We start from the raw sequence: 21,352 nt of genomic DNA, 5'->3' as shown, positions 1-21,352 counted from the left end.
TTGGTTGATACTTACGAGTATCTGATTTCAAATTTCGTCGAACCAACTCGGTTCAATAGTGATGTGTTCAACCATCACAGTGCGAACCCCAAGATGGAGCTCCTTGAGCTTTTCGCAAAGCGCTTCACCATCGATTAAGTCAATGGGGGGAGCCCCGTCGCGCGTCGCTTCACGTCGAGCATCGGGAGAAAATGTACCTGTTGTAATGATCAGGCCCTTGTCCGTTCGTCCCATCATCGCTCCACGAAAATCGCGGACCGCTCCGGAACCAACGGATCCTTGATAGCGCTTGCACTGGAACAACACATGAAATGACATTAAACTGAGCTGGAGAATTCCGGTGCCATCAATGCCGCCGTCGCCTGACCGCCCCGTTACTTCCACTTTGATGAAGCCACTTTCGCGCAAAATTCGTTGCGCGAGCCGCTCGAACGCGGCGGGGTCCATGCCCTTCAATTTAGTAAGGAGTTCATCGCGCCAATCCAAAGTGGATTGCTTTTCATCCTCTTCAAGATCGGCCATTCGCTCCGACGAATCTAAAGCGTTGACTGTATTTCGTTCCGATCGTGCATCCCGGTAAAGTCTTTGCAAGTGTCGGCCATCTAATGCCATCGCATCCCGGCCGGCATCAGTAAGGATCCAAATTCCTCGACCACCGGATTCCAAGAGCCCCGCGACTTTAAGATGACTGCGGGCCCATGATACGCGATCAGGAAAGACCAATCCGTTACCGCTCGGATAAGGGATTTCCAGCATATCGTCTGGAAGTGATAGTAATAGAGCGACGCGATCATCGATTTCATCAATTGAAGCTGACCCGCCAAGCTGATCAAGTGCCACCAAAGTCGGTTGCATAAGCTCCCAATACCGGGGGAGGTCTCCGGGCCCCATTAAGCGCGCACGCTCGCTTCCTCAACGCCTGCGCTATTGTGGCGCAGCGCTTTCAACACGGTTTCGACGATCTGTGGCGCGTTCAGGCCCGCTTGGTCATATTGCTTTTGCGGGCTATCATGCTCTTGGAAGATATCGGGCAGGCGCATGGTGCGGATTTTTAGGCCCGTGTCCATCAGGCCGGCATCGCTCGCCAGCGTGAGCACATGCGCGCCAAGGCCGCCAACTGCGGCTTCTTCGACGGTTATGACGACTTCATGCGTGGCGATGAGGTGGCGGATCAATTTTTCGTCCAACGGCTTGGCAAAGCGCAAGTCTGCAACGGTCGTGCTAAGGCCCTTTGCGTCCAGCGTGTCCGCCGCCTTGATCGCTTCGGCCAGTCGCGTACCGAGCGACAGGATAGCGACCTTCTTGCCTTCACGCATGATCCGGCCCTTACCGATTTCGAGCTGTTGAGGCACTTCGGGTAAGGCAACGCCCGTGCCATTGCCGCGCGGATAGCGGAAGGCGATTGGGCCGCTGTCGTGCAAGACGGCGGTGTAGGTCATATGGACCAACTCCGCCTCATCGGCTGGTGACATGACGACCATATTTGGCAGGGTCGCAAGATATGTGATGTCGAAAGACCCGGCGTGCGTGCTGCCGTCGGCACCGACCAAACCAGCGCGGTCGATGGCAAAGCGTACGGGCAGATTCTGGATCGCGACATCATGGACGACTTGATCGTAAGCGCGTTGCAGGAAGGTTGAATAAATTGCGCAGAATGGGCGCATGCCTTGCGCGGCAAGGCCAGCGGCGAAGGTCACGGCATGTTGTTCCGCGATGCCCACATCGAACGAGCGTTCGGGGTGGGTGGCGGAAAATTTGTCAACGCCCGTCCCGCCGGGCATGGCGGCCGTAATTGCACAGATTTTGGGGTCGGTTTCCGCAAGCTTGGACAGCGTTTCGCCAAACACATTTTGATAGGCAGGCGGCCCCCCTCCGGGGCCTTTTTCCTGCTTGCCGGTAATGACGTCGAATTTCACCACACCATGATATTTGTCGTCGGCCGCTTCGGCAGGGGCATAGCCTTTGCCCTTTTGCGTGACGACATGGATGAGGACTGGACCTTCGGCATTGTCGCGGACATTTTCGAGTACGGGAATTAGCTGGTCCAGATTATGGCCGTCGATGGGACCGACATAATAAAAGCCCAGCTCTTCAAACAAGGTGCCGCCCATCGCCATGCCACGGGCGAATTCTTCGGCCTTTGATGCGGCGGTATAGATGCGCCGCGACAGGCGCTTGGCGACCTTACTCGCAAGGCTGCGCAGCCCCAGATATTCGCTTGAGGACACCAAGCGCGACAGATAGGCGGACAGGCCACCCACCGGCGGCGCGATCGACATGTCATTGTCGTTCAGGATGACGACCAAACGGTTGCCTGCGGCTTGCGCGTTGTTCATCGCCTCATACGCCATGCCGGCGGACATCGCGCCATCGCCAATGACGGCAATTGCCTTGCCGGGCTTGCCAGAAATTTTGTTGGCTACGGCAAAGCCCAAAGCTGCGGAAATCGACGTTGAGCTATGTGCAGCGCCGAACGGGTCATATTCGCTCTCGCTGCGCTTCGTGAAGCCCGAAAGCCCCCCGCCAGTACGCAAGGTGCGAATGCGGTCGCGGCGTCCAGTGAGGATTTTGTGCGGATAGCATTGATGGCCCACATCCCAGATCAACCGGTCTTCGGGCGTGTTAAACACATAATGGATGGCGGTGGTCAGCTCAACAACGCCAAGCCCCGCGCCCAAATGACCACCCGTGACCGATACGGCAGAAATGGTTTCGGCGCGCAATTCGTCGGCAAGCTGGCGAAGCTGCGATGCGGCAAGATTGCGAAGGTCCGAGGGCACTTTAACCGTGTCAAGTAACGGCGTGTCAGGCGAATGTGTCATATTTTAAGCTTAGCGGCGTTTTATCTGGCTGTCGAACGGGTAATTGCAGATTTTTCAATCACAATCGGCACATTTGCCGCGTACTTCTATGACGGGGCGAACTTGCGCAAAGCCAGCATGTTCCGCCGCTGCCCGCACGCTCATGGTCAGCGCATCATCATCAATATGTGTTGCGGTGCCGCAGCTATCGCAAATCAGGAAAATACAATCATGCAAGCACCCCGGGTGCGAATTGGCGATATAGGCATTCGCGCTTTCCACGCGGCGCGCGAGGTTCGTCGTCACAAATAGGTCCAAGATGCGGTAGACGCTGTTGGGGGCAACGCGTTTGCCGCGCTTTTGCGACACGAGGTCAGCAATATCATAAGCCGACGCCGGTTTTTCAAAAGTTGCGAGTACGGCGAAAATATCTGACCGCATATCGGTCCATTGTTCGCCCGCCCCGACAAGCGCGGCTTCTGCGGCGTGCGCAAGCGATGCGCCTGCATGCTCATGATGGTGATGTGCTGCCATGATGCCGATGTAGGCGTTGGCATGCGGCGGGTCAATCACTGCGCGATTAAGGTTTAGGGTCAGGACCTATTAAATCCACCTTCGCGGTTTGAGGCCATACTGTTCAGTGCCAGGCGGCAAGCGCAGGGCTTAGTGGTTCTAAGTCCAAGCTTGCCAACGTGGCAATGGACAAAATGGGTCAAATCCGAAGGACGCCAAAATGGCTTCGATCTCGAAACAAAATGCCCTTGCAGGCAGAATGACTGCCTGCGGCGGCCATTTTACTTCGATATCTTTGCCATTTTGACGCCGCGAAGGTGGATTTAATAGGTCCTGACCCTAACGTCTGGCCCGATGGTTGAGCAAATGGCCAAGTCCCAAAAAGACAACGCCAATGACCGTCCAGGCGATTTCCATAGTGCCATGTGGCAGCGTCAGTGCGCCGCCCATCATGCCGATGCCCAGCGCGCCTATAAAGGCGGGCATGAACAAGCCATGCGCACGGAAGCCCTTGCCCAATGCCAAAACGCCCAGGAGGATGGCGAGGCCCAGCCCGACCTCATGGATCATGGGGTTCAACAGTAAGCCACCCGCCGACGCAAATATGGCCAGCAAAACCGTGGTTATCAGGCAATGCAACAGGCACAGTCCGGCGATGCTCAGGCCAAGCCCGTCCCAACGCCATTTTTGCCATACCTGTGCCATGACTCGGCCCCTACACTGATTCGATGCACGTTACAACATTACATCGCTAAATTGCAGCTTGGTTAGCAATTTTTGCAACCGCCTTTGCTTGCGACCATCGGCATTAAGCGGCATATCGGCGCGCATGAATACTGCGCTCAACTTACATCCCGCGTCCGAAATCCCATCCGCACGACCTGCTGCTTTGATCAACTGGCTGATGGGCGTCGCTGCCTTGGTCTTTGCAATGGTCGTCGTCGGCGGGATCACGCGTCTGACCGAATCGGGACTATCGATCACCGAATGGAAACCCATAACCGGCGCACTTCCTCCGCTCAACGAGGCAGCCTGGATGAGCGAATTTGAGAAATATAAGCAGATTCCGGAATATACCCAGATTAATGGGCCCGCCGGCATGACCATAGCGGAATTCAAATTCATCTATTTCTGGGAATGGGTTCACCGTTTACTTGGGCGCGTCATTGGCTTGGCCTTTGCACTTCCGCTGGCATGGTTTTGGATAAAGCAAGCCATTCCCGCCGGGTATAAGCCGCGTTTGCTTGCGTTGCTGGCCTTGGGCGGGCTTCAGGGCACCATTGGCTGGTGGATGGTGTCATCGGGCCTTTCGGCGCGCACCGATGTCAGCCATTACCGCCTTGCCGTACATTTGCTCACCGCTTTTATCATTCTGGGTGGACTGGTTTGGACTGCGCTCGACCTAAAGGCACTGGTCAAAAACCCCGCTGCGAAGCCGGCGAGACTCACTCTGTTTACGGCGTCGGTTTTTGTGATCCTGTTTATCCAGATGCTGTTTGGGGCCTGGGTCGCAGGGTTGAACGCAGGCTATGTGTCCAACAGTTGGCCATTGATGAACGACCGGCTGTATCCCGACGGCGTAGATACTGCCAAAGGCGTTTTCTATGCGTTGGTGAACGACCCCTATCTCACGCATTTCGTCCATCGCTGGTGGGCGTGGGTCGCAGTGTTCGCCTTGATCCTGCTGGCGCGCCGCGTCAAACAAGCGGGCGTACGTAGCGCCTCTATTGCCATCCACAGCGCCTTTGGCGTTCAGATCATCTTAGGCATTGCTACCGTCATGACCGGCGTCAACATCGTTCTGGCGGTGTCGCATCAGGCGGTCGGCGCTGTGCTGGTCGCAGCCACCATATGGGGCGCGCATATATTGGGACGCGAAACGGCATAATTTTCAAACGGTATTATTATACCCGTCGTAAAACCCCTGCTTTTGCTTGACTATCGGGGGTTTTGTCGCCATTGGCTCCGCTTCGCATGTGGGTCATTCATGATTCTAGTTATCTACAAAATTTCGAAAGGTGTGATTAGCGATGAAAACGCTATCCAGAGTTACGAAATCGATCCGTCCGCAGGACGTCGAGAAATCGTGGATCCTCATTGACGCAGAAGGTTTGGTTGTTGGCCGTGTGGCCAGCCTTATCGCCAACATCCTGCGTGGTAAGACCAAGCCAAGCTACACCCCACATGTGGATTGCGGCGACCATGTTGTCGTCATCAATGCGGACAAGGTGAAGTTCACCGGCAAGAAATTGACCGACAAGGTCTATTATCGCCACACCGGTTACATCGGCGGTATCAAGGCAATCACTGCCGGCAAGATACTCGACGGTAAGTTTCCTGAGCGTGTCCTTGAAAAGGCCGTTGAGCGCATGGTTCCACGTGGTCCGTTGGGTCGCGCGCAAATGCGCGCGCTGCATTTGTACAATGGCACCGAGCATCCGCATGCCGGTCAACAGCCAACGACGCTCGACGTCGCTTCCATGAACCGCAAGAATAAGGTGGGTGCATAATGTCCGATACTGCAACTTCGCTGGCTGATCTCGAAACCTTGGGCGCCGACGTTCAAGCACCTGCACAGATCGCTGCTGTCATTCGTGAACAGGAAATCGACGCGCAAGGCCGCGCTTATGCCACTGGCCGCCGCAAGGACGCGGTTGCCCGCGTATGGTTGAAGCCTGGCACTGGCAAGATTGTCGTCAATGGCCGCGACCAAGAAATCTATTTCGCACGTCCGTCGCTGCGTCTCGTCATCAACCAACCATTTGGTGTTACCGAGCGTACCGGCCAATATGACGTTATCGCAACCGTGAAGGGCGGCGGTCTTTCCGGTCAAGCCGGCGCCGTAAAGCACGGCATCGCGCAAGCGCTGTCGAAATATGAGCCGTTGCTGCGTAGCGCCGTGAAGTCGGAAGGCTTCCTGACCCGCGACAGCCGCGTGGTCGAGCGTAAGAAATACGGCAAGGCCAAGGCGCGTAAGAGCTTCCAATTCTCGAAGCGCTAATAATAAGCAGAACACCGTGGGCCAATTTTATGGCTTACACAAAAAGGCGGCTCCATTGGGGTCGCCTTTTTTGTTGTGGACCAGCACTTTGATTGGCACATGGTGCTGATGATCAAATATATCCTTAGTGCGTTGCTTCTCGTTCTCATCTGTTCCGGCTTTTGGTTCTGGAGCAAAACCGACCCGCAGAAACTGGATTTCGCAGACCGGATGGCGCCGGGTGCTGCGGAGTATACAGAACCGCCCGTGACGGGCATCGCATATGGCGTCGATGCACGGCAGAAGCTCGATATTTATGCGCCAACCAAAAAAGCCAAATCGCCGCTTCCCGTGCTTATTTTCTTTCACGGCGGCGCGTGGCGTGATGGCGAACGAGAGGGCTATGGCTTTCTGGGACGTGCCTTTGCATCGCGCGGTTTTGTTACCGTTATTGCCGACTATCGCAAATCGCCGAAGGTGCGCTTTCCTGCATTTGTGCAAGACACAGCCGCCGCTATTGCTTGGGTCAATGCCAACATCGTCGAGCATGACGGCGACCCCGAACGTATTTTTCTTATGGGACATAGCGCTGGCGCGCATATCGCGATGATGACGGCGCTTGACCCGCAATGGCTGGCGGCGAAAAATCTGACGCCGGATGTGATCAAAGGGGTCATCGGCCTTGCCGGGCCGTATGATTTCCTGCCGCTGACGACCGATTCATCAAAAATTGCCTTGGGCCAGTGGCCGGACCTGACCGAAACGCAGCCAATCACTTTTGCGCGCGCGGATGCTCCACCGCTGCTTCTGCTCACAGGTGATAAGGACACCGTCGTGAAGCCCCGCAACAGCAAAATCCTATCCGAGAAGATACAAAAGCTCGGCGGGCAGCAGCAGTTAAGGATTTATCCTGATGTGGGCCACGCAGATATCATCATGGCCGTCGCGCGTCCGTTCCGTCAAAAGGCGCCCATTGTGAAGGATGTCGTGAACTTCATAAACGCGCACTGACCATTTCAAGCGACCGCTTGTGGCTTGCGGGTGGCCAATACGTCATAATGCTTGCCACGGCCCACGGTCACGAAATGGGTAAAGCCGCCGCTTTCCAAAATCGCACGCAAGCTGTCGGCATCGCTCCATTTGGCATCGACTTCGTAAAACACCGACTGGATGCGCGACAGAAAACGCGACTTGACCAGCTCTGCCATCACCGCGGCTTCATGCCCTTCGACATCGACCTTGATGACCAACATTTCGGGATCGCCAAGCAGATCATCGAAAGCTTCCATATTGATGGTACTGATGTCCAAACCTTCTGCGCCGTCATCACGTAGCGAGGCGAGCCCGCTATGCGCGGCATCAAAGACGATTTTCGCTGTGCCCGCTTGGCTTGATAGGGCGGCTTGCACCGCTTGGACTTTGCCTTGAAGGTTGTTGGCGTTGATATTCTGGCTCAGCCGCTCAAATGTATCCGGCACTGGCTCAAGCGCTATCGCGCGGGTGCAATGCGGGTTCTGTCCGGCAATCAGGCTGTACAGGCCTTGGTTCGCACCAATGTCTAAGAAGACGAAAGGCTGTTTGAGGCTTTTCAGATAATCGGACAGGCCGTGCCCATAGACGGCGAAACGGCAGTAAATGAATGTCCGGTCGCGCCAGTTTGTTTTCATCAGCACGCCATAGCTTGAGCGGCTAAAACCAGTGCCTTCGCCGCCAAGCTTTGCCCGCAATTTGGCGTATGGCAGAAAAACAGCCTTTTTCAACTGCTTGATCAAAAAATCGCCGTTCGTCATCTTACTTCCCCTGCCGCGTAGGTGGCCGCGTAATCACATCCTGATGCCCGGTGCAAGGCGCGATCCATTATAACTCCATATCAACAAGCTAAGGAGAACAAGGCTTTGCAATATGCCATGTATGCCAGCACCGTTCAGACCGAACCACCAAATCATGAGCGGTAGCATCGGTAACATACCCACATTGCTGGCCAAATTGGCGCGGGCGCTGATCCAGGGTCGTCCTTGCGCGGTGAGCGCCGCCGATAAAGTCGGCATGCCTGCAATCATCGCCCGGCCAAGCAGGACCAGGATAAGCAACGACGCACCGCCTGCAAAGCTTGCGCCGCCAAGCAGCACCAGAACTTTTCCGGCGAACAGGCACATGATAGCCGCGGCTAGCAATGCCGCGCCTGTTGCGAATATGGCCGAACGCCGGACAGCCTTGCCCGCTGCCTGGTCATTGCCGCTAATCAACAGGCGGGTTACGACCGGATAGGCTGCCTCCCCCAGCATTTGTGCGGGTTGAATCAGAATGGCGCTCGCCCTTTGCACGAGGGCATACAGGCCCGCAGCGGCTGGCCCGAGCATCCAACCGATGATTAAAGGCGTCGCCTTAGGCGCAATGTCGCGCAAGGTGAGGTCGAGGTTGGTTGTCGCAATGAAGCGCACGATACCCGGATTGTCCCGCCGCGTGCCCTTTAGCGTCGGCCGCCCATCTGCGCCTATTGCCAGATGGCGCGTGCCAATCCAGCACAATATCCACATCGAAAGGCCCTCGGCAATCGCTGCGGCGAGCCACACCCACAAAAATGCCGCCAAGCCGCCGCCCGTAAACAAAATGGCAAGTGCCCCCAATAAGCGGATCAGTGGCATGATGACCGGGTGCAGACCGATCAAGTCAAAGCGCTCGGCCAACTGAAGCAAACCTTGTGGCGTGGCCCGAACCGTGGCGAGAATGGCCAAGCAATACAGCCCGCCAAATTGAATGGCTTGTGGGCTCCACCCCAAGGATGCCCCAACCCATGGAACCAGCAGCATCGCCACGCCAATGGCGGCTGCGGCCATGCCGAGTTCAACAAGTCCCAGTAACAGCACGAGGTTGCGGAACTGTGCAGGTGCGCCACGGTTGAGCGCCTCTGCGCCATAGCGCACCATGCCGTGGAAGCCGGAAAAGGCGATGGTTCCACCCATCAGCGTCGCAAAGCCGTGCACCAGATTTAGCACACCATATTGTTCGACCCCAAGGATTCGCGCCGCGATAGCAATCGAGCCAAGGCTGATGATGCCTGCCGCCGCCTTGCCTGACAGCAGCCGACCCATATTCCCGGCGATGCGTCGCAGTGGTGAATGGGCCGATACGGGCAATTGGGGTGCCTCTTCAACCAATGGCTTCATCCAGATATTCGATAATGGCCGTCGCCGCGCGCACCGATGCAGGCGTGGCGGTGACTGAAAAACTGGCCTCCAATACGGCACGCTGCGCATCGCTGTAAGAAGCCTGTGATGCAAAGGCAGCATCGACAGCACCGATAATATCACTTGCGTCTGTCTTCACAGGGCCCGTCGTCCAGTGCCGGTAGTTTGGGTTACCTTGCCACGGCGTATCATGGGCATCCAAAAACAAGCAAGGCCGTGGGCGATTCAGAAACTCATAGACCTGACTACTCACATCGCCCAGATACAGGTCAGCCGCATTGGTATAGGTCATATCTGTGCAGGCCGGGCTGCCCAAATCCATTAACATATGCGGTGCATCATTATATCGGGGATCGGGCTTTTTGGCGGACGCAATCGACAGCCTATCGATGGTGACCGTCCATCGCCGCGCAAACAGCATCACATGCGGCGCAAAAATAAGGTTGTAGCGGTCACTTTGGTAGAATTGCTCCAAAACATTCGCTCCGAATTTGAACCAGCTTGAAAGATGCGGCGAAGGGTGGGGGTTGTATAAAATGGTCCGGCGATCAGATGGCGCAAACAGCGGCTTGTGTTCGGGCACCACAATATCGAATTTTGCATAACCGGTGACACGGATTTTTTCGGGCGGCACCCCTGCATCACAGACAAGGCGGTCGCGGATCTTTTTGCCCGATACCAAAATGAGGTCGAACTGTGCGCTTTGCGCATTGAACCCAATCGCGCGGTCACCTGCCCCATGCCGCGTGTGGATGAACTTTATGTCTTCCAATCCATATCGCGATTTCAGGATGAGGCTGGATTTTTCCGACACTACCAGCGCGTCAAACTGCCTAAAAAAATCGAGATTGTCACGGTAGACGAGGAGCTTCCGCGCCGGCACCAAACTATCGAATGCACGCACGAGCATTTGCGACACAGTCGATCTGGTCTGCAGCCGGACAATTTTCATGCCTGCTAGCCCCGCGCCGCTCAACCTGCGGATTTCCGCTTCAACCAAAATGCTGGTAACGGCCAGTGTTACATCGGCAACGCCGCTTTTGGCCATCTGCAATGCAATTGGCAGACTATGCGCAATCTGGTGCGTTTGATCATGGTTGAACAGGAAGCAGATTTTTTGCACGTGCTTCAATGCCCTTTACCGCTTGAAAAATCCCGCACTTGCCAATTTTTTTGCGCCGCCAACAGGCGCAGCTTTCCGGACGGGTTGACGAGATATGCGGCATCTGCCCAATCCATCAAAGGTGCGTCGCTGGCGTGGTCGGAATATACTGAAACATGGCAGTCTTCGCGCTTTAGCCCCTCAGCGGCAAACCATGCCCTGACCATTTTCAACTTTTCCGGGCCATAGCAATTTTCGCCATCGATGAAGTGGCAGGTCTTGCCGTCTGGTCGCAATCTGTGCCGGGTCGCCACAACCGCATCAAAACCCATGCGCCCGCCAATTTCATTGGCGTAAAATGCCGGTGCAGCGGTAGCGATAACCAGTTTTTGGTTTTGGCTTCGGTCATTTTCAATAGATTTGGCCGCGCCGGGTTGAATGTCGGTCAAAACGGCTTCGGACACAAAATCTGCGACCATTTTTGCGAGGATATCAGCGTCCAAATTACGTCCCATGAATATGCTTATGCCAAATTGTTTCAATGGCTTGCGGCCATATAAACCAATGCGGTACCCTATTAAGGCCATGATCCATATGGGTAGACCGACGAGCCGGAAGGGCGCTGTCCGCCGTGCGTAATATAGCAGAAAACGGGTGAAGGTCGGACGGCGCGTAATGGTTTTGTCGAGATCATATATTGCAATATTCATATTTGATGGCCAAGCCCCGCCTCAAGGTGCTGTCAGACAGACTGACGAAACCTTCTGATTTTTTCGCGTTTAGGAGAAGCAACTTGCAAGCGCAATGGACCTGCATCGTCCTTGCCGGACAGCGGCCCGGCCCTGATATGCTTGCCCAGCATTTCGCCCTTGAACGCAAGGCCTTAGTTCCGGTCCGCGGCGAGCCGATGATTTGCCATGTTGTCCGCACGCTGCATTTGTCACCGCACATTGGTAAGGTCGTTATATTGTCGCAAGACATAGAACATCTGCGCCCGGCCGTTGACGCAGCTGGCGGCGCCATTTTGGTGGAAAGCCAGAACAGCATTTCACGGAGCATTAAAGCGCAGGCCGAGGCCCTGGGGTTTTCTGCGCCATTATTGGTGACCACGGCGGACCATCCCTTATTGACTGTGGAGATGATCGACGAATTTGTGCGCAATGCGGATGGGGATATTGCGGTGGCGATGGTTGAACGCCAAAACATGTTAAAGCAGTTTCCGGATGCGCAGCGAACCTGGCTTCGCTTTTCGGACGGAGCTTGGTCCGGTGCCAATCTGTTTGCGCTGATGACCCAGAAGTCATCGTTCGCACTCGATTTATGGGCCGATGCCGAGCAGGACCGCAAAAAGGCGTGGCGGCTGTTCTTGCATTTTGGCCTGCGTTTGGCGACGCGTGCGCTGACCCGCACCATTGGCTTGCATCAGGCGATGGAGAGAGCTGGGAAGCGGCTTGGTTTAGACGCAAAGCTGGTTCCCATGTCCGACCCCGTTGCCGCCATCGATGTCGATAAGCTGAGCGATCATATGCTTGCAGAAAAAATACTGACAGAACGCGAAGCGCGGCGCGGCGGCACCGATGCGGCCTGATTAACGGCCCATTTTCTTTTGCCGACGACGCTGCACCGACGAACCAATACCCATGGCCTCACGATATTTGGCGACCGTGCGGCGGGCAATGTTAAAGCCCTTTGCCGTCAGCAGTTCGACCAACGTATCGTCCGATAGGATTTTACTTCCTTCGGCCTCAATCAGCGATTTGATATGGCTTTTGACCGCTTCGGCAGATGCGCCTTCGCCATCTGCCGACTGAACACCTGACGAAAAGAAATATTTGAGGTCAAACAGCCCGCGTCCGCAGTGCAGATATTTGTTACTCGTCACCCGGCTGACGGTAGATTCATGCATCTCAATAGCATCGGCAACCTGGCGCAGCGTCAAGGGCCGCAAATGCGCAACACCGCGCCGGAAAAACCCTTCTTGCTGCTTCACGATTTCGGTCGCAACTTTGACGATCGTGCGCTGCCGTTGGTCCATGGCCTTGATCAGCCAATTGGCATCCGCCATGCAATCGCTGAGCCACGCCTTGGTAGCTTTGTCCTGGCCAAGCTCGGCCACATAGCTTCGGTTGATCAACAAGCGCGGTAAGTTGGCGCTGTTCAATTCAATCGACCAACCATCGCCACGTGGTGTCACATAGATGTCGGGTGTCACCGCCATGGCGTCTTCGCTGTCAAAACGGCACCCCGGCTTTGGATCATAGCCGCGCAGTTCCATCAACATATCGCTCAAATCTTCGTCATCGACTCGGCACATGCGCTTCAATTGGTCAAACGCGCCCTTGGCCACCAGATCGAGATTGTCGATCAGCCTTGCCATGCATGGGTCATATCGGTCCGCATCCTTGGCCTGAAGCGCAAGGCACTCGGCAAGATTGCGTGCGCCAACCCCCGTCGGGTCAAAGCGTTGAAGCTCGGTCAGCGCGGCTTCTACTTGCGGAAGGGGCACCCCAAGCCTTTGCGCCATTGCCAGCAAATCCTCACCCACATAACCTGTGGGTTCAATGTGCTCGATAATCTGCTGCACCAGAAAAAGCGGACGACCCGAAAGGCTTGCACCTGCCTGCGCCATTAAATGCTCGCGCAAATTAACGTCGCGTGCGGCAAAGCTGTCGAAATCAGGGCCGTCGCCGTCAAAACTGCCACTGGACATCGCGCTGCCCGACAGGCCAAGCATCCCGTCCGCACCCGCCACGCTGTCGGATGGCGCATCATGATGGAAGGTCGCTGCACCGAAATCGACATCAAGCGCGTCGGAGGCGGCGTGGCTGTCATTGCCTAATATCTCGTCACTGCCGCGTTCGTTGCTCTCGGCAATTGTGGGTTGCGTCAATTCGTTAAGCGGCGTGTCGGATATGGAATCGCCGCCGCCTGCATCAAGCACCGGGTTGCGTTCGATCTCTTCGGCGATGAAGGCTTCGATTTCGAGCGACGATAGCGCCAACAGCTTGATCGCTTGCTGCAGCTGCGGCGTCATGACCAGCGACTGGCTTTGGCGAAGGTCGAGGCGCGGAGCTAATGCCATGAAGTTAGTTTTCCGCCATCTCCCCTACATCACATCGCAAAGCTTTCGCCCAGATACAGGCGACGGACATTAGGATCGGCGACCAGCGCCTCTGGTGATCCGGCAAACAGGACCTGCCCGCCGTAAATGATGCAGGCACGGTCCACGATATCCAATGTTTCGCGGACATTATGGTCAGTGATGAGCACGCCAATTCCACGTGTCTTGAGTTCCTTCACAAGATCGCGAATGTCAGAGATCGAAATCGGGTCAATGCCGGCAAAAGGTTCGTCAAGCAGCATGATCGAGGGGTTCGCGGCCAGTGCGCGGGCGATCTCGCACCGCCGACGCTCTCCGCCGGACAAGGCCATCGCAGGCGCGCTACGCAAACGGGTAAGGCCAAATTCGTCCAGCAGTTTTTCCAGCCGCTCACCGCGAGATTCTGCGTCGGGTTCCGACATTTCGAGAACCGCGCTGATATTCTGTTCAACCGTCATCCCGCGAAAAATGGAGGTTTCCTGCGGCAGATAGCCAAGCCCCAAAATGGCGCGGCGATACATTGGCAGCTTGGTAATATCCGCGCCGTCGAGCGTAATGCGGCCGCTATCGGGTTTAACCAGTCCCATGATCGAGTAAAAACAGGTCGTCTTGCCCGCGCCATTGGGTCCAAGCAGGCCAACCACTTCGCCCTTTGCCACGGACAGTGAAACATCCGTCAGAACGGCGCGCTTGTCATAGCTTTTGGCGATGGACACAACACCCAGCCCCGATTGCATACCCGCATCGGTAGTTGCATCAGCAGCAGGTCGGGTGGCCTTCATGCTTTCCATATTCAATAGTCGCCTGCCATGATGCTTTTAAATTCTGGATGATAGCTAGTGAATAGCGAAGCATTTTGCAATTGGCATGGTTTATGATGCGTCAGTTCACACTTAATCTTTGCGTTGTGGTACGCTGAAGGTCCCAGTGACTCGGCCACCGCCATTTGTCGTGCCTGGTGCAGCGCCGCCGTTGATGGTTGAACGGCCTGAGTTCAGATCAATGACCAATCGGCCGCCGGTGAGACGGTTGCTACCTTGGACGAGGTTCACATTGCCGATCAGGGTGATCAGGCTTGAGTCGAGATCATAAATGGCAGAGTTGCTCGTGGCGCGCAGGTCATCCTTGGTTATTATCACGCCGCCGGTGGCGTCTAGGCGGTTCACATCAACGCCGTCATTGCCGGAATATGCGGCGGTCACGCGATTTGCTTTCAGCGTAAGCCCTGCTTGCATCGCCGTCACGCCGCCAGACAACACCACGCGGTCGGCACGGTCTTGCAACTCCATAGAAGCGGCTGAAAAATCGACAGGGGCGTTGCTATCATGATTACGAATGCTTTGCGCCGTCGACGCCGTGGACAGCATGCTCATGCCAGCAATCGCCGCACACAGGCCAAAAGAGAGAGAACGGATAGTCATTGCGCGCTCACTTAATCGCATTCTGGTCGATACGCAAACGAACGCCACCATCCAGACGTACAATACGCGTGTCGAGGTCAGCGCGCAGGCGCCCCGCGTGGAAGGTGCCAACTTTCGTCCGACCGCTAACAGGGCCAAAGCTTTGCATTGAACGATCTTTCAGCGATAGCACTACATTGCTGGCGACCATGTCATAGCCCGTTGATTCAACAGCTAAGGGGCCTTTCACGCGCATCGTTTCTTTGTTCAGGTCATAGACACCGCTCTGCGCGACGATGGACGCTGGCCCGTCATCCAACATTATCCGGCCCGACAGGGATGTCATGTCCAAGACAGGATCAGCGGATGTTTTCTGCACAGCGCTGCCCGCGCGCAAGGAAAAAGGGCGACCTTTACTGTCATCGCCGCGGTATAATGCCTCGACAACGCGCAGCCGCTCACGCGATAGGCTTACTTCGTCCTTGTTTAGAACGAAGCTTAATTCCTGCTTGCCGGTAAAGGGGCTGAATGCCAGTAGCGCCACCAACAGGCCAATGATGATGGGCAACACAACACGCAGCGCGCGGATTAGGCGATCATGCCGTCCGCCCGGCATTGCCCAAAGCTGTCTTTGTGTGCGTTCAAGATCGGCTTGTGCTGACATGATAGATGCCTAACTAGATCGAAACTTAACTGTGCCCGAATATGTCGATTTCTGGCCAACCTGCAAGATCAAGGTCTGCACGGTGCGGCAGAAAGTCAAAACATGCCTGCGCCAAGGCGGTGCGGCCTTCACGTTCAAGGCGGATAACAAATTCGGCATGCAGGCGGTGGAGATAGCGTACATCGCTTGCGGCATAATCCTTTTGCGCTTCGGATAACATGGGGCCGCCCCAATCGCTGGATTGCTGCTGCTTCGAAATATCGGTTGCCAGCATTTCCTTCACCAATTCTTTCAAACCATGGCGATCCGTATATGTCCGGGTCAGGCGTGAGGCGATTTTCGTGCAGAATAATGGTGTCGCGACGACATTCAAATAATGCGAAATCGCGGCCAGATCGAATCGGGCATAATGAAATAGCTTGAGGCGTGCAGGGTCGGCAAGAACGGCGCGCAAATTGGGCGCTGAATAGTCGCTGTCCCGGCCAAAGCGGATCAGATGTTCGTCCCCGCGACCATCGGAAATCTGCAACAGGCAGAGCCGGTCGCGTGGGGTAATCAACCCCATGGTTTCGGTGTCAACGGCGACAGGACCTTCGGCCAATACGCCAGCGGGAAGGTCTTCTTCATGCAAATATACGCTCATGCTTGCCCCTTGCCCGACCGTGTTGCCCAAGGCAAATGAAAGTACAGATATCGCATGGCGCATTTCTGTCACAATATTTGCTATCGCGTCACATTTTATTACGATATAGCTGTTTCTCGCGTAATCACCAACGGTTGCGCTTGTGACGTGCAGTACAGTCGCCCTCGACTGCATAACATAGTGGTTTGGGGCGATGAGAAGGCAAGCAAGAAGTTATGGGTTTTGATCGCAAGCGTGCTGGCAAGGGCCGGGACAAGAGAGACGGTTTCGGTGATGAAAGCTACGATGGCTATCGCGCGCCATCCCCCTATCAAAGTGATTTTGGTGGCGGTCGTTCAGGCGGCGGTGGATATGGCGGCGGCGGTAATAGCGGCGGCAGTAACAGCGGCGGCGGAGGTGGCTTTGGTGCCCCGCGCCGTGGCCCCGGCGGCCCCCCAATGCCGGCTCAAGTCATCGGTTCTGGCAAGGGAATCGTCAAATTTTTCAATGGCCAAAAAGGTTTTGGCTTCATTCAGGTAGATGGTCGTCCCGACGACGTCTTCGTTCACATCAGCGCTGTCGAGCAAGCTGGCCTGGCTGGCCTTGCCGAGGGCCAACCGCTCGAGTTTCAACTTGTGGAACGTGGTGGCAAGGTGTCGGCAACCGATCTCGTGATCGACGGTGAGCCAATGGCCGTCAGTGAACGCGCACCGCGTCCTGACCGTCCAGCTTTTGATCGTGACCGTGCACCGCGCGGCGATGATCGTGGCGGCTTCCGTGGTGGCGATCGCGATTCGGCTCCACGCGGTCCGCAGCGCGAATCGACTGGTGAACGGGCCAATGGCACCGTGAAATTCTTCAACGACATGAAGGGTTTTGGTTTTGTACAGCGTGATGATGGCGGCGAAGATGTATTTGTGCACATTTCGGCGCTTGAGCGTTCGGGCATGGGCCAAGTGACCCAAGGCGACCGTTTGTCCTTCGACATCGAAATCGACCGTCGCGGCAAATATTCGGCAACGAACCTGAGCACGCTTTCCGAATAAGCGCACTTCTGACATCGAAAAAGGCGGGTGCAGCAATAGGCTTCGCCCGCCTTTTTTGTATCCGGACCTTACGCCTTGCCGATGGTCGCGGCTAAGAACCAAGCGCGTTGCTCGGCTTGGTCGGTCCAATCGTCCAGCAAACCGTCGGTCGCATTGTCCCCTGCTTCGTCGGCTAGGTCTTTGGCGTCCTTTAACGCTGTGATCAGCGTCTCATTATCTGCGTGTAGCTCTTTCAGCATCTGGGCGGCATCGGTTGTCGTCGAATCATGATCCGCGATCCGCTGCTTTGCCGCGATAGAGCCGATTGAGGTCAGCGTATCCTGACCCAATTTGCGCACGCGTTCGGCCACAAGGTCAGTCGTCGCGATCAGCTCTGTTGCTTGTTCGTCAAACAGCAGATGATATTCTCGGAAATGCGGACCCGTGACATGCCAGTGGAAATTCTTGGTTTTCAAATATAACGCGTAATAATCGGCCAATAGGCCATTTAACGCGTCGGCCAACGCCTTTTTGCTATTATCACCGGCTGCCATTGCAGTTCTCCTTTATTGGGGGGGGAAGCTTGATATGGGAACGAAGGGACCGATTTCCAACCTATGGGGCGCGTGGGTCGTGCCTTATGCCGCAATGTTGCAACAATCGCGCGCAATCATGACGCTTTGGCGCAAATTTGGTCGGTCTGCGACCCCAGTGCCCGCTTATTGGCTTGACTTTAGCCCCGCGAATCCGCATTGGCCCCCATCTGTGAACAGCGCGGCTTTTTTACTGCGCAGTTTTTTACGAAATTTTTTGAACAAAAGGAATGGGCCATGGCGAAGCCAGCCACGATCAAGATCAAGCTGCTCAGCACCGCTGACACGGGCTTTTTCTACGTGACCAAGAAAAATCCGCGCAACATCACCGAAAAGATGACGTTCCGCAAATATGACCCCGTCGTGCGCAAGCATGTTGAGTTCAAGGAAGCCAAAATCAAGTAAGCACAAGCGTTGCTTGAATAGTAGGGTATCGATCAGGGCGCTTCGGGCGCCCTTTTTGATTAGTCCGGTAGCCTAAACAAGAAAAGCCGCCCATTGGGCGGCTTTTCTGAACACACTACAGTTTCACCGGCTTGTTATCGCCATTGTGAAACTGGCTGCCTTGCGACAGTCTCCAAGCCCGATGCCAAGGCAGAGCGGGTACCTTTATGTAGTAAGGTACTAAAGGTGAATTGTCAATGAATCAAACCCTAGGCCACAAAGTATCCCCTTTTTCAAAGCGGCGATTTGCAGGGTATTGGCCCTACCCACACGCCACTGACGTGCGCCCCCATGTCTCTGCTTTGCTTCCTTGAATCTATCCAGCCGTTGCATAGCAACAACGCTGTACATGTCGCATTTTGCCCACATGATCGGGTTGTCGAAAGGCGCTGGAAGAGGATTGTCCAATTGGATTAGGCAGTGATAAGCTTCGGCGGGCTTGGGGGCAGTGGTACTTAATGGCACAACACCGATTAAATTACCGCGCCGTCTAAGACGTGGTGAGACCACGACGACCGGTCGCGTCTTGATCATTTCGGGTTCAATAAAACCGCGATAGTCACACAGGACGATTTCGCCGATGCTGGGATAATATGATAACGCCATGATAAATGTTAAGCTGTTGGGTGCAATATAGCGAGCAAATTCAATAACTACCCACAATCCCGCGCACCGCTTCCAAAAACTTCATCACTGACACCGGCTTCGACAAATATCCGCGCGCACCTGCGGCCATGATGCGTTCTTCGTCGCCTTTGCCCGCATAAGCGGTGACGGCTAGCACGGGGATAGCCGACAGCGCGGCTTCTTTCTGCATGGCTTCGATCAAGTCGATGCCGCTGACATGCGGCAATTGAATGTCCATGATGACAAGGTCAGGTGCAAAGCTTAGCGCGCGTTCCAGCGCCAGCCGTCCATCGCGGACGCCCTCCACCGTAAACTGATGCGCGCGCAAAAGGTCGGTGAATAGCTTGAGGTTGAGTTCATTATCCTCAACGATCATTACCTTTTTACGCATACCGACCTTTTCCCGCTTTGCGTTCGCACAGGGCATGGCTTAAGCGAAAGCCATGCATGAAACAAACGACAAGTTAGACGCATCGGCTATGGCGTTCCAGGCATTAGCTTGGGCGTTGATGGAAGAATCACGGGCGGAGCGATTATTGTCGCTCACTGGCCTCACGCCAGAGGGCTTGCGCAGCAGCGTTATGGAACGCAGCACGCAGGCCGCGATCCTGTCGTTTTTGGAGGCTTATGAGCCTGACCTGATTGCCTGTGCGGCGGTCATCGGGGTGTCACCTGCTTTATTGGTGCAAGCGCGCCAGGCGTTAGAAGCATGAGTATCATGGGTTCCCGGCCACTTTTGATTTCAGATTGCGACGAAGTGTTGCTGCATATGATTGTGCCCTTTCGCGATTGGCTCGATGAGGCGCACCACATCCATTTCGACCTTGTCCATGGCGATTGGGGTGAGGCGCTGCGCCACAAACATGACGGCACGGTCGTTGAACGCGGGCGGGTTTGGGATTTGCTCAATGGCTTTTTCGATACCGAAATGCACCGGCAACAGGCGATACATGGCGCGGTAGACAGCCTCAACCGCCTGCGTGAACATGCCGATGTTGTTATCCTGACCAACCTGCTCGACCACCGGGCGGGGCCGCGCACAGAGCAACTGCGTGCCGTTGGTATTGATGCGCCAGTCTATTGCAATCAAGGCGGCAAGGGTGAGGCGCTTGGACGAATTCTCGAAGAATATCGGCCGAGTGTAGCGGTTTTCGTCGATGATCTGGGGCATCAACATGAATCGGTCGGCGAACAACATCCCGATGTGTGGCGTCTGCATTTTGTGGGTGAACCATTGTTATGGGATCGCGTGAAACCGTCGAAGTCTGCGCATGCGCGTTTGGAATGCTGGGCGGACGCGGAAGTTTGGATTAGGGATAAGCTGGTGGCGAACGTACCAGCGCCCGCGTTGGAGAAGCTAGTATGATGATTGAAGCAAAATTGGCCGAACTGGGCATTACTCTTCCGGCACCTGCTGCGCCGGTCGCATCCTATGTGCCCGCTGTCGAAGCGAATGGCATGCTGTTCATTTCGGGGCAGTTGCCCTTTGTCGATGGCAAGGTTGTCACCGGCAAAGTCGGCGACACGCGCAGTCTTGAAGACGGAAAGGCTGCGGCCAAAGCATGCGCAGTCATGCTCATCGCGCAAATGAAGGCTGCGTTGGGCGGAGATCTTGACCGCGTCGAACGGATCGTCAAGCTTGGCGTATTCGTCGCCTCGACCGCTGATTTCACGGATCAACCCGAAGCCGCCAATGGCGCATCGGACCTGATGGAAGCAGTGTTCGGCGACGCAGGCAAGCATGCGCGGGCTGCGGTGTCGGTCCCAGTCTTGCCGCGCAATGCCACTGTCGAAATCGACTGCGTTGTGAAAATTCGAAGTTAAGCACTGATGTGGAAAAATAACCGTAGTCCTGAGCCGTCAGCGCAAAAGCGCTGACGAAAGTCGAAGGACGCTTCTCGTCATAGCGCCGTATTGGGCGGATAAGCGCCCTTCGACGGACGCGGTCGCTGCACGACCGCTGCTCAGGGCTACGGTAATGATGAGGCCGAAGCGATGACGGGCGATTGGTTGTTTTATTGCTACATACTCAAATGCGCTGACGGAACCTATTATGTCGGCCATACCGATAACATGGAGAGGCGATTTGCGGAGCATCCGCTAGGGTCAGGACCACTTAAATCCACCTTCGCGGTTTGAGGCCATACTGTTCAGTGCAAGGCGGCAAGCGCAGGGCTTAGTGGTTCTAAGTCCAAGCTTGCCAACGCGGCAATGGACAGTATGGGTCAAATCCGAAGGACGCCAAAATGGCTTCGATCTCAAAGCAAAATGCCCTTGCAGGCAGAATAACTGC

At 55.5% G+C, this 21,352-nt stretch carries 27 protein-coding genes; 11 read left to right on the top strand and 16 right to left on the bottom strand.

All coding sequences use genetic code 11. The features are described 5' to 3' along the window. Positions 1-27: 27 nt before the first annotated feature. The 4 genes from HEQ34_RS10335 to HEQ34_RS10320 form a co-directional block, all read right to left on the bottom strand. Positions 28-855, bottom strand: a complete 828-nt coding sequence (locus HEQ34_RS10335; RefSeq protein ID WP_296200123.1) for a restriction endonuclease — start codon at positions 853-855, stop codon at positions 28-30. Between the two features lie 35 nt (positions 856-890). After that, a complete protein-coding gene (gene dxs / locus HEQ34_RS10330; protein ID WP_296200122.1) occupies positions 891-2,822 on the bottom strand; it encodes a 1-deoxy-D-xylulose-5-phosphate synthase in 1,932 nt (643 codons plus the stop codon). Between the two features lie 54 nt (positions 2,823-2,876). After that, a complete protein-coding gene (locus tag HEQ34_RS10325; RefSeq protein WP_296200134.1) occupies positions 2,877-3,335 on the bottom strand; it encodes a transcriptional repressor in 459 nt (152 codons plus the stop codon). Between the two features lie 318 nt (positions 3,336-3,653). Next, positions 3,654-4,019 (bottom strand): MerC domain-containing protein, encoded by a 366-nt coding sequence (locus tag HEQ34_RS10320; protein ID WP_296200121.1) that lies wholly within the window; start codon positions 4,017-4,019, stop codon positions 3,654-3,656. 124 nt (positions 4,020-4,143) lie between these two features. Between HEQ34_RS10320 and HEQ34_RS10315 the strand changes: the two genes are divergently transcribed. The 4 genes from HEQ34_RS10315 to HEQ34_RS10300 all read left to right on the top strand — a co-directional run bounded on the left by HEQ34_RS10315 (position 4,144) and on the right by HEQ34_RS10300 (position 7,305). Next, the gene (locus tag HEQ34_RS10315) at positions 4,144-5,202 is read left to right on the top strand and encodes a COX15/CtaA family protein (RefSeq protein WP_296200120.1); all 1,059 of its coding nucleotides are present in this window, start codon (positions 4,144-4,146) and stop codon (positions 5,200-5,202) included. Between the two features lie 142 nt (positions 5,203-5,344). Further along, positions 5,345-5,824, top strand: coding sequence for a 50S ribosomal protein L13 (gene rplM / locus HEQ34_RS10310; protein ID WP_296200119.1), 480 nt, complete (start codon positions 5,345-5,347; stop codon positions 5,822-5,824). Further along, a complete protein-coding gene (gene rpsI, locus HEQ34_RS10305; RefSeq protein WP_295443277.1) occupies positions 5,824-6,315 on the top strand; it encodes a 30S ribosomal protein S9 in 492 nt (163 codons plus the stop codon). Before rplM ends, rpsI begins: the two co-directional genes overlap by 1 nt. Before the next feature lie 108 nt (positions 6,316-6,423). Beyond that, positions 6,424-7,305: an alpha/beta hydrolase gene (locus HEQ34_RS10300; RefSeq protein WP_296200118.1), complete on the top strand. Its 882-nt coding sequence runs from the start codon at positions 6,424-6,426 to the stop codon at positions 7,303-7,305. Between the two features lie 5 nt (positions 7,306-7,310). On the opposite strand, the gene HEQ34_RS10295 is transcribed toward HEQ34_RS10300, so the two are convergent. From HEQ34_RS10295 to HEQ34_RS10280, 4 genes are read right to left on the bottom strand one after another with little or no spacing between them, the layout of a single operon-like run. After that, positions 7,311-8,084, bottom strand: coding sequence for an FkbM family methyltransferase (locus tag HEQ34_RS10295; RefSeq protein ID WP_296200117.1), 774 nt, complete (start codon positions 8,082-8,084; stop codon positions 7,311-7,313). Between the two features lie 33 nt (positions 8,085-8,117). Then, the gene (locus tag HEQ34_RS10290) at positions 8,118-9,461 is read right to left on the bottom strand and encodes a lipopolysaccharide biosynthesis protein (RefSeq protein ID WP_296200116.1); all 1,344 of its coding nucleotides are present in this window, start codon (positions 9,459-9,461) and stop codon (positions 8,118-8,120) included. Next, positions 9,445-10,605: a hypothetical protein gene (locus HEQ34_RS10285; RefSeq protein ID WP_296200115.1), complete on the bottom strand. Its 1,161-nt coding sequence runs from the start codon at positions 10,603-10,605 to the stop codon at positions 9,445-9,447. Before HEQ34_RS10285 ends, HEQ34_RS10290 begins: the two co-directional genes overlap by 17 nt. Before the next feature lie 5 nt (positions 10,606-10,610). Next, entirely contained in the window at positions 10,611-11,294 is a 684-nt protein-coding gene (locus tag HEQ34_RS10280; RefSeq protein WP_296200114.1) for an HAD family phosphatase, read from the bottom strand. A gap of 83 nt (positions 11,295-11,377) precedes the next feature. Here HEQ34_RS10280 and HEQ34_RS10275 point away from each other — a divergent pair, with 83 nt between their 5' ends. Beyond that, entirely contained in the window at positions 11,378-12,172 is a 795-nt protein-coding gene (locus HEQ34_RS10275; protein ID WP_296200113.1) for a nucleotidyltransferase family protein, read from the top strand. Here HEQ34_RS10275 and rpoN read toward each other — a convergent pair whose 3' ends face one another. The 5 genes from rpoN to HEQ34_RS10250 form a co-directional block, all read right to left on the bottom strand. Beyond that, a complete protein-coding gene (gene rpoN / locus HEQ34_RS10270; RefSeq protein WP_296200112.1) occupies positions 12,173-13,666 on the bottom strand; it encodes an RNA polymerase factor sigma-54 in 1,494 nt (497 codons plus the stop codon). It abuts the gene before it with no gap. A gap of 29 nt (positions 13,667-13,695) precedes the next feature. Continuing rightward, positions 13,696-14,466, bottom strand: coding sequence for an LPS export ABC transporter ATP-binding protein (gene lptB, locus HEQ34_RS10265; protein WP_296200111.1), 771 nt, complete (start codon positions 14,464-14,466; stop codon positions 13,696-13,698). A gap of 111 nt (positions 14,467-14,577) precedes the next feature. After that, positions 14,578-15,057, bottom strand: a complete 480-nt coding sequence (locus HEQ34_RS10260; protein ID WP_296200132.1) for an LptA/OstA family protein — start codon at positions 15,055-15,057, stop codon at positions 14,578-14,580. Between the two features lie 55 nt (positions 15,058-15,112). After that, positions 15,113-15,748 (bottom strand): LPS export ABC transporter periplasmic protein LptC, encoded by a 636-nt coding sequence (gene lptC, locus HEQ34_RS10255; RefSeq protein ID WP_296200110.1) that lies wholly within the window; start codon positions 15,746-15,748, stop codon positions 15,113-15,115. Between the two features lie 25 nt (positions 15,749-15,773). Beyond that, positions 15,774-16,391, bottom strand: a complete 618-nt coding sequence (locus HEQ34_RS10250) for a ribonuclease D (protein WP_296200109.1) — start codon at positions 16,389-16,391, stop codon at positions 15,774-15,776. Between the two features lie 215 nt (positions 16,392-16,606). On the opposite strand from HEQ34_RS10250, the gene HEQ34_RS10245 reads away from it, so the two are divergent. Further along, complete coding sequence (locus tag HEQ34_RS10245; protein ID WP_296200108.1) at positions 16,607-17,416, top strand: cold-shock protein; 810 nt, start codon at positions 16,607-16,609, stop codon at positions 17,414-17,416. A 68-nt stretch (positions 17,417-17,484) separates the two neighbouring features. On the opposite strand, the gene HEQ34_RS10240 is transcribed toward HEQ34_RS10245, so the two are convergent. Beyond that, positions 17,485-17,949 (bottom strand): DNA starvation/stationary phase protection protein, encoded by a 465-nt coding sequence (locus HEQ34_RS10240; protein ID WP_296200107.1) that lies wholly within the window; start codon positions 17,947-17,949, stop codon positions 17,485-17,487. A 276-nt stretch (positions 17,950-18,225) separates the two neighbouring features. On the opposite strand from HEQ34_RS10240, the gene rpmG reads away from it, so the two are divergent. Further along, positions 18,226-18,393, top strand: a complete 168-nt coding sequence (gene rpmG / locus HEQ34_RS10235) for a 50S ribosomal protein L33 (RefSeq protein WP_125229418.1) — start codon at positions 18,226-18,228, stop codon at positions 18,391-18,393. 219 nt (positions 18,394-18,612) lie between these two features. Here rpmG and HEQ34_RS10230 read toward each other — a convergent pair whose 3' ends face one another. Then, a complete protein-coding gene (locus HEQ34_RS10230) occupies positions 18,613-19,095 on the bottom strand; it encodes a type II toxin-antitoxin system PemK/MazF family toxin (protein ID WP_296200106.1) in 483 nt (160 codons plus the stop codon). Beyond that, positions 19,079-19,450 carry a response regulator gene (locus tag HEQ34_RS10225; RefSeq protein ID WP_296200105.1) on the bottom strand — a complete coding sequence of 124 codons (372 nt, stop codon included), beginning with the start codon at positions 19,448-19,450 and terminating at the stop codon, positions 19,079-19,081. Before HEQ34_RS10225 ends, HEQ34_RS10230 begins: the two co-directional genes overlap by 17 nt. A gap of 52 nt (positions 19,451-19,502) precedes the next feature. Here HEQ34_RS10225 and HEQ34_RS10220 point away from each other — a divergent pair, with 52 nt between their 5' ends. The 4 genes from HEQ34_RS10220 (at position 19,503) to HEQ34_RS10205 (ending at position 21,198) form a co-directional block, all read left to right on the top strand. Then, complete coding sequence (locus HEQ34_RS10220; protein WP_296200104.1) at positions 19,503-19,772, top strand: DUF3572 family protein; 270 nt, start codon at positions 19,503-19,505, stop codon at positions 19,770-19,772. Next, entirely contained in the window at positions 19,769-20,425 is a 657-nt protein-coding gene (locus HEQ34_RS10215) for an HAD family hydrolase (protein ID WP_296200103.1), read from the top strand. Before HEQ34_RS10220 ends, HEQ34_RS10215 begins: the two co-directional genes overlap by 4 nt. After that, positions 20,422-20,883 (top strand): RidA family protein, encoded by a 462-nt coding sequence (locus HEQ34_RS10210; protein WP_296200102.1) that lies wholly within the window; start codon positions 20,422-20,424, stop codon positions 20,881-20,883. Before HEQ34_RS10215 ends, HEQ34_RS10210 begins: the two co-directional genes overlap by 4 nt. Positions 20,884-21,054: 171 nt before the next feature. Beyond that, positions 21,055-21,198, top strand: coding sequence for a GIY-YIG nuclease family protein (locus tag HEQ34_RS10205; RefSeq protein WP_296200101.1), 144 nt, complete (start codon positions 21,055-21,057; stop codon positions 21,196-21,198). Positions 21,199-21,352 lie beyond the last annotated feature (154 nt).

The sequence above is a fragment of the Sphingorhabdus sp. genome (genome assembly GCF_023910635.1).
Taxonomy (GTDB): Bacteria; Pseudomonadota; Alphaproteobacteria; order Sphingomonadales; family Sphingomonadaceae; genus Sphingorhabdus_B.
The sequence above is the reverse complement of the archived record's forward strand: the minus strand, read 5'-3'. Positions and strand labels throughout refer to the sequence as shown.

Coding starts and splice junctions, on each gene's coding strand:
- HEQ34_RS10335 (WP_296200123.1), bottom strand. CDS start 855: ATGCAACCGACTTTGGTGGCACTTGATCAGCTTGGCGGGTCAGCTTCA.
- dxs (WP_296200122.1), bottom strand. CDS start 2,822: ATGACACATTCGCCTGACACGCCGTTACTTGACACGGTTAAAGTGCCC.
- HEQ34_RS10325 (WP_296200134.1), bottom strand. CDS start 3,335: ATGGCAGCACATCACCATCATGAGCATGCAGGCGCATCGCTTGCGCAC.
- HEQ34_RS10320 (WP_296200121.1), bottom strand. CDS start 4,019: ATGGCACAGGTATGGCAAAAATGGCGTTGGGACGGGCTTGGCCTGAGC.
- HEQ34_RS10315 (WP_296200120.1), top strand. CDS start 4,144: ATGAATACTGCGCTCAACTTACATCCCGCGTCCGAAATCCCATCCGCA.
- rplM (WP_296200119.1), top strand. CDS start 5,345: ATGAAAACGCTATCCAGAGTTACGAAATCGATCCGTCCGCAGGACGTC.
- rpsI (WP_295443277.1), top strand. CDS start 5,824: ATGTCCGATACTGCAACTTCGCTGGCTGATCTCGAAACCTTGGGCGCC.
- HEQ34_RS10300 (WP_296200118.1), top strand. CDS start 6,424: ATGATCAAATATATCCTTAGTGCGTTGCTTCTCGTTCTCATCTGTTCC.
- HEQ34_RS10295 (WP_296200117.1), bottom strand. CDS start 8,084: ATGACGAACGGCGATTTTTTGATCAAGCAGTTGAAAAAGGCTGTTTTT.
- HEQ34_RS10290 (WP_296200116.1), bottom strand. CDS start 9,461: ATGAAGCCATTGGTTGAAGAGGCACCCCAATTGCCCGTATCGGCCCAT.
- HEQ34_RS10280 (WP_296200114.1), bottom strand. CDS start 11,294: ATGAATATTGCAATATATGATCTCGACAAAACCATTACGCGCCGTCCG.
- rpoN (WP_296200112.1), bottom strand. CDS start 13,666: ATGGCATTAGCTCCGCGCCTCGACCTTCGCCAAAGCCAGTCGCTGGTC.
- lptB (WP_296200111.1), bottom strand. CDS start 14,466: ATGAAGGCCACCCGACCTGCTGCTGATGCAACTACCGATGCGGGTATG.
- HEQ34_RS10260 (WP_296200132.1), bottom strand. CDS start 15,057: ATGAGCATGCTGTCCACGGCGTCGACGGCGCAAAGCATTCGTAATCAT.
- lptC (WP_296200110.1), bottom strand. CDS start 15,748: ATGTCAGCACAAGCCGATCTTGAACGCACACAAAGACAGCTTTGGGCA.
- HEQ34_RS10250 (WP_296200109.1), bottom strand. CDS start 16,391: ATGAGCGTATATTTGCATGAAGAAGACCTTCCCGCTGGCGTATTGGCC.
- HEQ34_RS10245 (WP_296200108.1), top strand. CDS start 16,607: ATGGGTTTTGATCGCAAGCGTGCTGGCAAGGGCCGGGACAAGAGAGAC.
- HEQ34_RS10240 (WP_296200107.1), bottom strand. CDS start 17,949: ATGGCAGCCGGTGATAATAGCAAAAAGGCGTTGGCCGACGCGTTAAAT.
- rpmG (WP_125229418.1), top strand. CDS start 18,226: ATGGCGAAGCCAGCCACGATCAAGATCAAGCTGCTCAGCACCGCTGAC.
- HEQ34_RS10225 (WP_296200105.1), bottom strand. CDS start 19,450: ATGCGTAAAAAGGTAATGATCGTTGAGGATAATGAACTCAACCTCAAG.
- HEQ34_RS10220 (WP_296200104.1), top strand. CDS start 19,503: ATGCATGAAACAAACGACAAGTTAGACGCATCGGCTATGGCGTTCCAG.
- HEQ34_RS10215 (WP_296200103.1), top strand. CDS start 19,769: ATGAGTATCATGGGTTCCCGGCCACTTTTGATTTCAGATTGCGACGAA.
- HEQ34_RS10210 (WP_296200102.1), top strand. CDS start 20,422: ATGATGATTGAAGCAAAATTGGCCGAACTGGGCATTACTCTTCCGGCA.
- HEQ34_RS10205 (WP_296200101.1), top strand. CDS start 21,055: ATGACGGGCGATTGGTTGTTTTATTGCTACATACTCAAATGCGCTGAC.